The organism is Burkholderia sp. Ax-1719, from assembly GCF_011753055.1.
Lineage (GTDB): Bacteria > Pseudomonadota > Gammaproteobacteria > Burkholderiales > Burkholderiaceae > Paraburkholderia.
In genome coordinates, this window is sequence record NZ_VWWJ01000015.1 from 97,666 (window position 1) to 110,804 (window position 13,139).

The 13,139-nt window shown below is 65.1% G+C and carries 8 protein-coding genes; 6 read left to right on the forward strand and 2 right to left on the reverse strand.

The genetic code is table 11. From position 1 onward, the window contains the following. The first annotated feature begins 12 nt into the window (after nucleotides 1–12). From F3J17_RS22865 to F3J17_RS22885, 5 genes are all read left to right on the forward strand, one after another. Nucleotides 13–876 carry a DUF692 domain-containing protein gene (locus tag F3J17_RS22865; RefSeq protein ID WP_240161117.1) on the forward strand — a complete coding sequence of 288 codons (864 nt, stop codon included), beginning with the start codon at nucleotides 13–15 and terminating at the stop codon, nucleotides 874–876. Further along, a complete protein-coding gene (locus tag F3J17_RS22870; RefSeq protein ID WP_167064108.1) occupies nucleotides 873–1,649 on the forward strand; it encodes a putative DNA-binding domain-containing protein in 777 nt (258 codons plus the stop codon). The genes F3J17_RS22865 and F3J17_RS22870 overlap by 4 nt, the downstream gene beginning before the upstream one ends. Nucleotides 1,650–1,900: 251 nt before the next feature. Then, nucleotides 1,901–3,406 carry a sensor domain-containing diguanylate cyclase gene (locus tag F3J17_RS22875; protein WP_167064111.1) on the forward strand — a complete coding sequence of 502 codons (1,506 nt, stop codon included), beginning with the start codon at nucleotides 1,901–1,903 and terminating at the stop codon, nucleotides 3,404–3,406. Nucleotides 3,407–3,487: 81 nt separating this feature from the next. Further along, complete coding sequence (locus F3J17_RS22880; RefSeq protein ID WP_167064114.1) at nucleotides 3,488–4,138, forward strand: DUF2239 family protein; 651 nt, start codon at nucleotides 3,488–3,490, stop codon at nucleotides 4,136–4,138. A gap of 493 nt (nucleotides 4,139–4,631) precedes the next feature. Then, nucleotides 4,632–5,936 (forward strand): solute carrier family 23 protein, encoded by a 1,305-nt coding sequence (locus F3J17_RS22885; RefSeq protein WP_167064117.1) that lies wholly within the window; start codon nucleotides 4,632–4,634, stop codon nucleotides 5,934–5,936. Nucleotides 5,937–6,031: 95 nt separating this feature from the next. On the opposite strand, the gene F3J17_RS22890 is transcribed toward F3J17_RS22885, so the two are convergent. After that, nucleotides 6,032–7,699: a Na+/H+ antiporter gene (locus F3J17_RS22890; protein WP_167064120.1), complete on the reverse strand. Its 1,668-nt coding sequence runs from the start codon at nucleotides 7,697–7,699 to the stop codon at nucleotides 6,032–6,034. Nucleotides 7,700–8,112: 413 nt separating this feature from the next. On the opposite strand from F3J17_RS22890, the gene F3J17_RS22895 reads away from it, so the two are divergent. Next, nucleotides 8,113–9,390 (forward strand): EAL domain-containing protein, encoded by a 1,278-nt coding sequence (locus F3J17_RS22895; protein ID WP_167064123.1) that lies wholly within the window; start codon nucleotides 8,113–8,115, stop codon nucleotides 9,388–9,390. Between the two features lie 56 nt (nucleotides 9,391–9,446). Here the strand turns inward: F3J17_RS22895 and F3J17_RS22900 are convergent, their stop codons facing one another. Beyond that, nucleotides 9,447–13,061: an indolepyruvate ferredoxin oxidoreductase family protein gene (locus F3J17_RS22900; RefSeq protein WP_167064125.1), complete on the reverse strand. Its 3,615-nt coding sequence runs from the start codon at nucleotides 13,059–13,061 to the stop codon at nucleotides 9,447–9,449. Nucleotides 13,062–13,139: the final 78 nt, after the last annotated feature.

Genomic DNA, 13,139 nt, shown 5'->3' on the forward strand with positions numbered 1-13,139 from the left:
CTCGCGCGCGTAATGCCGATGACGATGCCGATGTCGATGTCAGAGAAGCCGTCACGAAAGCAGCAGGACGTCCAGGGCGTCGGCATCGGCTTGCGTCATGCGCATTACGACGCCTTCATGCAAGCGCCGCCGCCCATCGGCTGGGTCGAGGTACATAGCGAAAACTACTTCGGCGACGGTGGATACGATCTACATGTGCTCGAAACCGTGCGTTGCGACCTGCCGGTGAGTCTGCATGGCGTCGGTCTGGGTCTCGGCTCCGCTGTGCCGCTCGACGAGGCTCATCTCGCGCGCCTCGCACTGCTCGTCGATCGCATCGAACCGGCGCTCGTTTCCGAGCATCTGTGCTGGGGCGCGACGCCGCATGCCGCGCTGCACGATCTCTTGCCGATGCCGCTTACGCACGCCTCGCTCGAACACATCGGCGCGCGCGTGGCGCACATGCAGGACACGCTGCGCCGCCGCGTGCTGATCGAAAACGTCTCTACCTATGTGCGTTTTCGCGACGACGATTACACCGAAGCCGCGTTCCTCGCCGAACTCGCGCGCCGCACCGGCTGTGGCGTGCTGCTCGACGTGAACAATCTCTACGTGAACCAGCGCAATCACGGCGAGGACGCGCTCGCGGCGATGCACGCCTTGCCGCGCGAGATCGTCGGCGAACTGCATCTTGCGGGCCATCGCATCACGCCTGCCGCGGTAATCGACGATCACGGCTCGCGCGTCGCGCCCGAGGTCTGGTCGCTTTACGACGCCGCGCTGCATCGCTTCGGCGCGGTGCCGACGCTGATCGAATGGGACACCGCCGTGCCGCCGCTCGACGTCCTGCTGGACGAAGCGCGCCAGGCGCAAGAACGCGTGAGCGCGCGCATATGAGCACGCCGCTGGAAGCATTGCAGTCCGCATTCGCCGATGCCATCGACGATCCCGCCGCCGATGCCGCACTCTTCAAACATCTGCAAATAGCCGACGAAACCCTCGCGCACGAGCGCCTCGGCCTCTATCGCGGCAACGTGCGCGCGGCTCGTCGCGCGGCGCTGGCGAGCGCTTATCCCGTGATCGCGCAACTTACCGGCGATGCTTACTTCGAAGCGCTCTCGTTCGCCTACGCACGCGCTCATCCCTTGCGCGATGCGGACTTGAACCGCTTCGGCGCCGCGCTGCCCGACTTCATCGAACGTTATGAAACCGACGCACGTTACGCGTATTTCGGCGATGTCGCGCGACTCGAATGGGCGCTGCATGTCGCGAGTTTCGCCGCGAATATCACGCCGCTTTCAACGGCGCAGTGGCAGTCGATCGGCGTTGAAAAGCTCATGTCCGCGCGCCTCAAGCTGCATCCGGCATGCACGGCGCTGGAATCGCGCTATGCGGCATTCGAAATCTGGCGCGCGCATCGCCAGAACGGAGTAGCCGAACCCATCGACATCAACAGACCAAACTGGACCCTTATCGTGCGCCCGCAATGGCGATCCGCCGCGCTTGCGCACACGCAGGCCGCACACGCGGCCTTTTTCGCACTGCAACGCGGCGAAACGCTCGACGCCGCGCTCGAACGCGCGTTCTCCATCGACGAGAATTTCGACTTCGCTACGCAATGGCGCACGTGGATAGAGACCAACGCGATTACCGGATTACTCGATAAGTAACTAGCGGTTAGCGAACATAAAGATAAAAATGTCGAATCAAAAAGACAGGATTCCGAAGAAAAAATGAAGCAATGAAACATCCGCATTATTCAGGTGATTTCATTGCAGATGCCGATGTGATCCGCGCCACATAATCCCCACGCGCGGCACGTTTTCTGGTTGTACACTCGATTGCAAACCGGCACGCCGCGCGCGCCGCGCATCGACGCGCGCGTCCCGTTCTTCGACCGCGCGCACGCGAGTCCACCGCCATGATGACCCGCCGACCGAACGCCGTGATCGTCATCAGCATCGTGCTGGCTGCCGCCCTCACGGCGGTGGCCGGCTGGGTCATGGCGCAGATGCGCGAGGACGCGCTCGCGAGCGCCCGCGCCGCGGCCTACAACATGGCCTTGCTGTTCGAGCGCGATACGCAGCGCAATTTCGATGTCTACGCGCTCTCGCTGCAAGGCGTGATCGACGCCATCGACGATCCGCGTCTGGCCGAACTCCCCGACGATCTGCGCCAGAGCGTGCTGTTCGACCGTTCGGCGACGGCAAAGAATCTCGGCGCGATTCTGGTCGCCAACGCCAGCGGCGACGTCGTGTTCGATTCGCGCGCCGCGCCGCCGCGCGAGCTGAATGTGGCCGATCGCGACTACTTCATCGCGCAGCGCGACTCGCCGCATACGGGTCTCTACGTCAGTCATCCGATGATTGCGCGCGACGGCCCGGACAACGCCACCATCGGCCTGAGCCGCCGTCTGGAAAAGCCCGACGGGTCTTTTGCGGGCGTGGTGGTGGGCACGATGCGGCTCGACTACTTCCGCCGTCTGATGAGCGGCATCGAAATTGGCGCGCATGGCGCGGTCACGCTCACGCTCGCCGACGGCACGCTGCTCATGCGCCGTCCTTACGCGCCCGAGATGATCGGCAGAAATCTCGCCGATTCGGCGTTGTTTCAGCGCTTCGAGCAGGCGCAGCAGGGCGGTTTCTTCGGCGTCGGGCCGGTGGATGGCGTGCGCCGGTGGTTCGCGTTTCGTCGTGTGGATGGCTATCCGCTGATCTTCAGCGTGGCGGTGGCGGCGGGCGATATCTACACCGAATGGCGTGCGCGCGCGTGGATCATCGGCACGCTGACGGTGCTGCTCGACGCTTCGCTGATCGCGTTCGCGGCGCTGCTCTCGCGCCAGTTGCGGCGTCGCGAACTGCTCGAAGACGAGTTGCGCGCTTTGGCGGGCACCGACGCGCTCACGGCGCTCGCCAACCGCCGCGCCTTCGAGGCACGCGCCGATCACGAATGGCTGCGCGCTCGGCGTTCGGCTCAACCGCTCGCGGTGATGATGCTCGACGTCGACCGTTTCAAGCCCTACAACGACCGCTACGGCCACGCGGCGGGCGACGCCGCGCTGGCGGCCGTCGCGCGTGCGATCGGCAGCCATGCGCGGCGGCCGGGCGACTGCGCTGCGCGTTACGGCGGCGAGGAATTCGTGTTGCTGCTGCCCGAAACCAACGCGGCCCAGGCGCTCGCCCATGCTGAGAAACTGCGCTCGGCCATCGAGACGCTCGACATCCCGCACGCCGACAGTCCCAACAACGTGCTCACGGCCAGCGTAGGCGTGGCGAGCACATCGGCGAGCGATTTCGAAAGCTGGCGCGCGCTGGTCGAAGCCGCCGACGCCGCGCTCTACATCGCCAAGCGCGCGGGCCGTAACCGCGTGGCGGTCTGGCAGCCGAGCTTTGCCCGCGAGCATCACGGCGCCGGGCCAGAACTTTGAATATTTTTACCCGGATGATATTGCATCGATTAATTTACCCGGGTAATATTCGCTGCATCGTTAGACGCGAGGACAATCACGATGGCAGCAACATCCACTCAGGGTCCGCATGGCGCGGGCGTCACCGCATTCGCGGGCACGCGGCTGATCGCGCGCGGCGCGGCGCTCGACGTGGCGCTTGCGGTGAAGGCGGCGTTGGAGCAGGGCGAATCGGCGTCCGTGCTGGTTTTCGACGACCGCGACGCCATGCAGGTGGAATTCGATCTGCGCGGCCGTCCCGCCGATGTCGCCGCGCGTCTGGCCGCCGATGCCGCCTGGCAGGCCCAAACCGCCACAGCGGGCGAAACCGGACAAGACGCCACGAGCGAAGCAATCAGCGAAGACGCTCCGCGCGGACGTGGTCGCCCGAAGCTCGGCGTCGTCGCGCGCGAAGTCACGCTGTTGCCGCGTCACTGGGACTGGCTGGCGGCGCAACCGGGCGGCGCGTCGGTGGTGTTGCGCAAGCTGGTGGAAAGTGCGCGCCACGCCAGCGAGGCGAAGGACCGCGTGCGCACCTCGCGCGAAGCCGTGCATCGCTTCATGACGGCGCTGGCGGGCAATCTGCCGGGCTATGAAGAGGCGCTGCGCGCGCTTTATGCGGGCGAGCGCGCGCGTTTCGAAGCGTGGAGCGTGGATTGGCCCGAAGGCGTGCGCGACTATGTACGGGAGCTGGCGCAGGGCGCGTTTGCGTGAGCGCGTGGAGGCAAACAAAGCACGCAATCTAAAACGCGCAGGCAAATACAACGCGCAGGCAAAAAAAAGCCGCTCAGGCCGGAAGGCATGAGCGGGAAGTCGGAGAGTTTACAACTTACAACCTCTGCATGAACAGTCATGGGGTCACGCAGTAGATGCAGTCTACGGACGGCATCCCTGCGTCGATATAAGACTTGTCCGAATCTCCATCCGGGCGCGCCCTTTCCCGGTGTTTCCTCCTGCCCACACGCAGCGAGACTTTGCCTTGCCACGCGGATTGCGGCTCCGTACACTCGCGCGTGATTTCTCTGACGGCTAAGACCGCGGCTTGCGCACAACGCACGTGGGCCGCGTTCCGTTCCAAATAAATAGCACCTGACCACACTGGCAGCCCGCGTCATCCCGGGGGCGCCGCGGATGACACGCGGCCACAGCCAGTCGCGGTGACAGGTCACCACGCCACAAGCAAAAAAGCACACAAAAAGGAACCCTCATGTCCGATTCCTGGTTTCCCCGCTGGCGCGCGCAATCGGGCGCCGCGAAAAGCGTCGTCGCGCCCGATGAGCGCCTCGCCTGGCCGCAGATGTTCGCGATGGGCGTGCAGCACGTCGTCGCGATGTTCGGCTCGACGGTGCTCGCGCCGCTGCTGATGGGCTTCGATCCGAACCTCTGCATTTTCATGTCGGGGATCGGCACGTTGCTGTTCTTCGTCGTGGTGGGCGGTCGCGTGCCCAGCTATCTCGGCTCCAGCTTCGCCTTCATCGGTCTCGTGATTGCTGTCACGGGCTACGGCGGGCACGGTCCGAATACGAATATTCCGGTCGCGCTGGGCGGCATCATCGCGTGCGGTGTGGTCTATGCGCTGATCGGCGTGCTGGTGTCGGTCATCGGCACGAAGTGGATTGAGACGCTGATGCCGCCCGTCGTCACCGGCGCGATCGTCTGCGTGATCGGCTTGAATCTCGCGCCCATCGCCGTGAAGGGTGTGAGCGCGACGCAGTTCGATTCGTGGATGGCGCTCGTCACCGTGCTGTGCGTGGGCGGCGTGGCCGTGTTCACGCGTGGCATGCTGCAACGCCTGCTGATTCTGGTCGGCCTGATGATTGCGTACGCGATCTACGCGGTCGTCACCAACGGCATGGGTCTGGGCAAGCCGATCGACTTTTCGATCGTCGCCAACGCCGCCTGGTTCGGCATGCCGAAGTTCAGCGCGCCGGTGTTCGATCCGCATGCGATGACGCTGCTGGTGCCCATCGCCGTGATCCTCGTCGCGGAAAACCTCGGCCACATCAAGGCTGTGTCGGCGATGACGGGTCACAACCTTGATCGCTACGTGGGCCGCGCGTTCATCGGCGACGGTCTGGCGACCATTGTTTCGGGTTTCGCGGGCGGCACGGGCGTGACGACCTACGCGGAAAACATTGGCGTGATGGCCGTCACCAAGATCTACTCGACGCTGGTGTTCGCCATCGCCGCGCTGATCGCGCTGGTGCTGGGCTTCTCGCCGAAGTTCGGCGCGGTGATCCAGACGATTCCGGGCCCGGTGCTGGGCGGCGTGTCGATCGTCGTGTTCGGTCTGATCGCAGTGACGGGCGCGCGCATCTGGGTCGTCAACAAGGTCGACTTTTCGGATAACCGCAACCTGATCGTCGCCGCCGTGACGCTCGTGCTGGGCGCGGGCGACTTCTCGCTCAAGGTCGGCAATTTCGGGCTGGGCGGCATCGGCACCGCCACCTTCGGCGCGATCATCCTGTACGCGCTGCTGCGCAGAAAGCCGGCGCAGCAAGCGGCGGTTTAAATCACCGCGCGCTCTGGTTCAAAGCGCACCATGAAAAACGCGACGCCTTCTACGGAAGGTCGTCGCGTTTTTTTTCGTCGGTACGTTACGGGCACTCAGCCCCGATTGCGCCCGCGATTCATCATCGCCGTTTCGGTGAGATCGACTTCGCGCATCAGCTTGCCGAGCGTCTCGTCATTGATGGTCTGCTGGTTGCGCAATTCGAGCAGCGCCGCGCGTTCGGCCCGCATCGCGGCGAGGCGCATCTGCACTTCGAGCTGTTCGGCCTGACGCGCGTTCTTGCTGCGGTCGTGATCGGCGTCGAGCGTCGCCAGGCGTCGGCGATAGGTGTCCATCACACGCGCGGTGGTATCGGCGGCATGGGCGAATTCGGATTCGTCCATGTCCTTCGTGGCCGTTTCCATATGTGCGTCGATGGCGCGGATCGCGGCCTGTGCGGCCTGGATGCGAGCGAGGCGTTCTTCGGCGGCATGTTTCGATTCGCCGCTGCGCCGCACGCCGCGCAGCAGGATCGGCAAGCCGACGATCGCCACCAGCAGCGACGCGAGGATCACGCCCGTGGCGATGAAGATCGCGCTGTCACGCCCCGGCAGCGGGAGGCCGTTATCGAGCGCAACCGGCAGCGACAGCACGCCCGCGAGCGTCACCGCGCCGCGCACGCCGGCCACCGTCGTAATCGCCACGGTGCGCAGGCCCGGCACGGCGTTGGAGACGCCATGACGCGCCGCGCCGCGGCTCGCGACCCAGCGCAGCAGCCAGACCCAGCCGAAGCGCATTGCGTAGAGCGCGACCAGCACGGCGGCGACATACATGATGAGGCGCAGCATCTGCAGATTGCTGGTGTGATGCGCTTCCAGCAACGCCTTGCCCAGAATGCCCGGGAACTGCAGGCCGAGCAGCGTGAACACCATGCCGTTGAAGACGAATTCGATCATCGACCAGGTGCTCGCCGCACGCACGCGTGTCGATACCGGTCCGATGTGCGCGCTGCTGGTGTAGTTCATCATCATCCCGGCAGACACCGCCGCGAGCACGCCCGACACTTCCAGGTGCTCGGCGAACAGGTACGCCGCGAATGGAATCAGCAAGGTCATCACGACGCCGGGCGCGGGATCGCCGTCATCGGTGAAGTTCAGGAAGCGCTCTGAAACAAAGCTGAACACCCAGCCGATGATCGCCCCCACGGCGAGCCCGCCCGCCGCAATCAGGAAGAAGCTCAGCGTCGCTTCGCGCAGCGAGAAATAGCCGGTGAGCGCTGCCGCCACCGCGAACTTGAGCGCCACGAGGCCCGAGGCGTCGTTCATCAGCGCTTCGCCTTCGAGGATGTGCATGAGCTGCGCGGGGATGCGGTCCTTGCCCGCAATCGCCGAGAGCGCCACCGCGTCGGTGGGCGAGAGCACGGCCGCGAGCGCGAACGCCACCGGCAGCGAGATCTGCGGCACCAGCCAGTGCACGAAATAGCCGACCGCCACCACGGTCAGCAGCACCAGGCCGAGCGCGAGCATCAGGATCGCGCGCCGCTGCATGAAGAATTCGCGCTTGGGGATGCGCCAGCCGTCCGCGAACAGCAGCGGCGGGATGAACAGCGCCATGAAGATATCCGGGTCGAAGGTGACGTGCGGATTCACGCGCGGAAACGTCAGCAAGGCGCCAATGCCGATCTGCAGCAGCGGCAAGGGCAACTTGATGGGCAGAAGACGCACGATGACGCCCGAAAGCGCGACGGCAAGGAGCAGAATAAGAACGGTGAAGAGTGTTTCCATCGATCAAGCAAAGGGTGCGGCAAAGACGGGGCGCCAAAGCGCGCGTGAAGCGGCTTCAGTGTGTCCCTTTATGCGGAAGCGTTGCGAACGGAGGAGCGGTCAGCCCACATTCGGTCCACGAGTGTCCACGAAGCAGGCGGTTGGCTTACAACTAGTTTAGCCCGATGGTGGTGTAGGCCGTCGTGAAGCGCGCAGTAGGCCGAGCGTGTCGTCCCCCAGCGAAAGCACTGATTTGGTGCAAATGGGGCGTGGCATGCCCGCTGGCCGCGCACAGGCGCGGGCTGCGGTGCAGGGTTCAATGCGCGGCGGGTTCAGATGCCTGTGTGCACGGACCTTGCTTTATCGCCTCGCGTGGCGCAACGCATTAGCTGCGGCAACAGGCCGCGGCGATCAACTTGCGCGAAGAGGAAGGCATGATCACAGAGCAACAGGAAAAGACGGCGCTCGCGCCGCATGGGTTCGATCTGAGCGTCACCTCGGGGCTGCAGCGCTATAGCGCGCAACATGGCGAACTCACGCTCACCAGCGTGTTCCAGCCGGTCTTCAGCCTTTCGCACATGCGCGCGATCGGTTACGAAGGGCTCTTGCGCGCGCACGACGCGCTTGACCGTCCCGTATCGCCCATCGATGTGTTCGGCGAAGCCGCGCGTGTGGGCGAAGTGCTGCAGGTCGACCGGCTCGCGCAAGGGCTGCATCTGGAGAACTTCTCGCTGCTTGGGGCCGAGCGCGAATGGCTCTTTCTCAACGTGCATCCCGGCACGCTCACCGAGCCGTATCACGCGGCGGCGCTGCTCGCGAACCTGAACCGGCTGGGCTTGCCGCCGCGCCGTATCGTGCTCGAAGTGCTGGAAGCCGATGCCACCGATCTCGACGCGCTGGCGCATGCCGTCGACGCCTTCCGCGCGCGGGGCTTTCTGATCGCGCTCGACGACTTCGGTGCGGGTCACGTGGATATCGGCCGCGTCTGGCAACTGAATCCCGACATCGTCAAGCTCGACCGCATCATGCTGATGCACGCCGCGCATCGCGCCGACATGGCCGCGACGCTGCCCGCACTGGTTTCGCTGCTGCACGAGGCGGGCAAGCTCGTGCTGATCGAGGGCGTGGAGACGGAGCAGGAAGCGCAACTCGCGCTGTCGTGCAATGCCGATTTCGTGCAGGGCTTTTTCTTCGCGCGGCCTGCGCCCGGCCTCACCGATTCCTCGCACGCGCAGATCGTCATCGCCGAGGCCACCGATCGCTTCCGTCAGCAAACCGAGGCGCGCGAGCGCGGCACGGCCAGCCGCCTGGCGCCGTATCTGCGCGCGTTCGAACGCGCGGCGGAGCGTCTGGGCGCGGGCGAGCCGCTCGAAGAGGTGTGCTGGAATTTTCTGGCGCTCGATCATTCGGCGCGTTGCTTCTTGCTCGATGCGAACGGGCGTCAAGCGGGGCGCAATGTCGTGCTGCGCGTGGATCGCGCGGAACAGGACGCGCGTTTTCTGCCGCTCGACGACGCGCAGGGCGCGAACTGGCTGCGTCGGCCTTATTTCCGCGCGGCGCTGGTCGCGCCTGGGCGCGTGCATGTGACGTCGCCGTATCTGTCGATCAACGAGGCGCTGCCGTGCGTGACGCTGTCGATGGCCGTGCAGGTGGGCGACCGCCTGTGCGTGCTATGCGGCGATGTGGACTGGCTGGCGGAACTGCTCGCATAAAAAAACGGCGCAGGCTCAAGCGCCCGCGCCGTTCATTTCATGCCTTGAAACAAGGCTTATTTCGCTACGACCACCGGAATGCCGCGCAGCGCGCCCGCGCCCTTGAACGAGTCGATCGATTCCTGCACGACTGCGCTGGTTTTCACGTCGAGCTTCAGACGCGCGCCCAGCTCGCGTTCGCTGCGTTTCACCGCCGCGAGATTCGCCAGCTTCACGTGACCGTAGCCGCGCACACGCTGGTGCAGATTCGCGAGCTTCGCGATCTCTTCGGCGTTATCGGCCGTGAGCTTCGCGATGGCGCCGCGCAGCGTCGCTTCGTAGTCATCGGCGAGGGCGCGTTCCATGCGGCGCTCCAGCGTCTTGCCGAACGGATCGAGCCAGGTGCCGCGCACGCTGCGGCCTTTCTTCAGGAGGCCGAATGCGCTCCACATCCATTGACCGAACTGCATTTTGCGCGGCGGCTGGCCATTCTTCTCGCGTGCGATCAGCGGCGGCGCGAGATTGAACTTCACCGTGAAATCGCTGCCAGCCTGGCCTTCGAACTGCGCTTCGAGCGCGGCGCGGAAAGCGGGATCAGCGTGCAGACGCGCGACCTCGTATTCATCCTTCACCGCGAGCAGTTTGTAGAACGTCGTAGCGACGGCGCGCGCGAGCGCCTGTTCCGTCGAGCGATCCGCGCTCCGCGCCGTATCGACCAGCGTGCGATAGCGCTTCACGTAGCCCGCGCCGCCATACGCCAGCAGACGCGTTTCGCGGTCGGCGATCAGTTCGTCGAGCGTTTGCGTGAGCTTGCGCGAGGTGGCTTTGGCAGCGGCGGCGCGCTGCGCGTCGAGCGCTTCCAGCGCGGCCGGATCGGCAGCCGCCATACGGCCGATCGAGAACGCGAAGAGATTCGCCTGCACGGCCACGTTGTTCAATTCGATGGCACGCGAAAGCGCCGCGAGCGACACCGGCACCAGACCCAGTTGCCACGCAAAGCCCAGCATCACGATATTCGCGCCGATCGTATCGCCCAGATAACGCTGCGCCAGCGCCTGCGCATCGCATGCGGAAAGCGGATCTTGCGCACCAGGCGCGCCGCCCGTTGCCGCATGACGCATCTTCGCGAGCAGCGCATCGGCGTGCAGGTTGGCTTCCGGGTTCTGCACGAACGAGGCGTTCGGAATCTCATGCGTGTTCACGACGATGCGCGTACGGTCGTGGCGCACCGTTTGCAGCGCGTCGGCGCTCGCGCCCACCACCATATCGCAGGCGAGCAGCAGGTCGGCCTGCTGGGTGTCGATGCGCACCTGGTTGAGCAGCGCGTCGGTGGCCGCGAAGCGCACGAACGACAGCACTGATCCACCTTTCTGCGCAAAGCCCATGAAATCCAGTACCGAAGCGCTCTTGCCTTCCAGATGCGCCGCCATGCTGATGAGCGCGCCCACCGTCACCACGCCCGTGCCGCCCACGCCGGTGACGAGAATGTCATAGGGCGCGTTGTCCAGATGCGTGGCGGGAAGCGGCAGCGCATTCACGCGTGCGGCCAGCGCCTGCGGATCGAACGCTGCGCCCGCAGCCTTCTTCAGCTTGCCGCCTTCGATCGTCACGAAGCTCGGGCAGAAGCCGTTCACGCACGAATAATCCTTGTTGCACGACGATTGATCGATACGGCGCTTGCGGCCCAGTTCCGTTTCCACCGGTTCGACCGACAGGCAATTCGATTGCACGCCGCAATCGCCGCAGCCTTCGCACACGGCTTCGTTGATAAAGAGACGCTTGTCCGGATCGGGGAATTCGCCTTTTTTGCGGCGACGGCGCTTCTCTGCGGCGCAGGTCTGGTCGTAGATCAGCACGGTTACGCCCGGCGTTTCGCGTAGTTCGCGCTGCACCGTGTCGAGCTCGCTGCGATGGTGGAACGTCGTGCCCTTCGGAAAGAGACCGTGATGGCCGTCGTATTTCTCGGGTTCGTCGCTCACGACCACGAAGCGCGACACGCCTTCGGCTTCCACCTGACGCGCGATCTGCGGCACGGAAATGCTGCCGTCCACAGGCTGGCCGCCCGTCATCGCCACGGCGTCGTTGTAGAGAATCTTGTAGGTGATATTGGCCTTCGCGGCCACGGCCTGGCGAATCGCAAGGATGCCTGAATGAAAATAGGTGCCGTCGCCGAGATTCTGGAACACGTGGCGTGTTTTCGTGAACATCGAATGCGAGGCCCAATCGACGCCTTCGCCGCCCATCTGGATCAGGCCCATGGTGTCGCGCTCCATCCACGACGCCATGAAGTGACAGCCGATGCCCGCCTGCGCCACCGAGCCTTCCGGCACCTTCGTCGAGGTGTTATGCGGGCAGCCCGAGCAGAAGTAGGGCGTGCGGCGCACGGCATCGGCCACATTGGAGAGGATTTGCGGCGCGACCAGATCGACCACGCGCTCGCGGCGGTCGAGCGCGGGCTTGTGCTTCGCGAGCCACGCGGCGAACACGGGTAGGATGCGCGACGGGCGCAGTTCGCCCAGATCGGAGAGCAGCAGCGTGCCGTCTTCCGCATGTTTGCCGACGATGGCGGGGCGCGCGCCGCTCGTGCGGTTGTACAGATGATCCTTGATCTGCTGCTCGATCACCGGGCCCTTTTCTTCGATGATGAGCACGTTGTCGAGTCCCGCCACAAAGGCGTCGATGCGCGACATTTCCAGCGGAAACGAAAGCCCCACCTTGTAGATACGCACGCCCGCCTGTTCCAGATCGTCGACGGTCAGGTCGAGGCGGCGCAGCGCTTCCATCAGATCCAGATGCGCCTTGCCGCAGGTGACGATGCCCACGTTCGCATGCGGGCTGGGCGCGATCCACTTGTCGATGCTGTTGACGCGCGCGAAATGGCGTACGGCGTCGAGCTTGGCGGCGAGGCGCTGCTCGATGGCGAGGCTCGGCAGGTCGGGCCAGCGGTTGTGCAGGCCGCCTGCGGGCGGCTCGAAACCTTCGGGCGCTTGCCAGTCGGTTTTGAGCGCATCGAGATCGACGGTCGAACCGGACTCCACCGTTTCCGAGATCGCCTTATAGCCCACCCACGCGCCTGAGTAACGCGACAGCGCCCAGCCGTACAGGCCGAATTCGAGCATGTCGGCGATATTCGACGGGTTCACCACGGGCATATGCCACGCCATCAAGGCGAAGTCGCTCTGATGCGGCATCGACGACGACACGCAGCCGTGATCGTCGCCCGCCACCACCAGCACGCCGCCATGCGGCGACGAACCGTAAGCGTTGCCGTGCTTGAGCGCGTCGCCCGCGCGGTCGACGCCCGGACCCTTGCCGTACCACATCGCGAACACGCCTTCGACGGTGCGTTCCGGGTCGGCTTCCACGCGCTGGGTGCCCAGCACGGCGGTGCCGCCCAGTTCCTCGTTGATGGCGGGCAGGAAGCGCACGTCGGCGGCTTCGAGCAGTTTCTTCGCCTTCCACGCCTGCTGATCGACCATGCCGAGCGGCGAGCCGCGATAGCCGCTGATAAAGCCCGCGGTGTTCAGGCCGTGCGCCCGGTCGAGTGCGCGCTGCATGAGCGGCAGACGGATCAGCGCCTGGGTGCCGGTGAGGAAGATGCGGCCGCGCGTGGCGGTGAGGTTGTCGGTGAGCTTGTAGTCGGCAAGCGGGGGCGAAGCAGGCGAGTCGCCGAAAGCGGGGCGCGCGGTCATTGGGGGGAGTCTCCGTTTTTTCTGTCACGCATCGCGGGATGCCGGGATGCGTTGAAGACTCTATTTTTTCGCGCCAAT

What these genes read in the sequence shown, in the direction of transcription:
- F3J17_RS22870 (WP_167064108.1), top strand. Translation starts at nt 873, where the DNA reads ATGAGCACGCCGCTGGAAGCATTGCAGTCCGCATTCGCCGATGCCATC.
- F3J17_RS22885 (WP_167064117.1), top strand. Translation starts at nt 4,632, where the DNA reads ATGTCCGATTCCTGGTTTCCCCGCTGGCGCGCGCAATCGGGCGCCGCG.
- F3J17_RS22865 (WP_240161117.1), top strand. Translation starts at nt 13, where the DNA reads ATGCCGATGACGATGCCGATGTCGATGTCAGAGAAGCCGTCACGAAAG.
- F3J17_RS22900 (WP_167064125.1), bottom strand. Translation starts at nt 13,061, where the DNA reads ATGACCGCGCGCCCCGCTTTCGGCGACTCGCCTGCTTCGCCCCCGCTT.
- F3J17_RS22880 (WP_167064114.1), top strand. Translation starts at nt 3,488, where the DNA reads ATGGCAGCAACATCCACTCAGGGTCCGCATGGCGCGGGCGTCACCGCA.
- F3J17_RS22875 (WP_167064111.1), top strand. Translation starts at nt 1,901, where the DNA reads ATGATGACCCGCCGACCGAACGCCGTGATCGTCATCAGCATCGTGCTG.
- F3J17_RS22890 (WP_167064120.1), bottom strand. Translation starts at nt 7,699, where the DNA reads ATGGAAACACTCTTCACCGTTCTTATTCTGCTCCTTGCCGTCGCGCTT.
- F3J17_RS22895 (WP_167064123.1), top strand. Translation starts at nt 8,113, where the DNA reads ATGATCACAGAGCAACAGGAAAAGACGGCGCTCGCGCCGCATGGGTTC.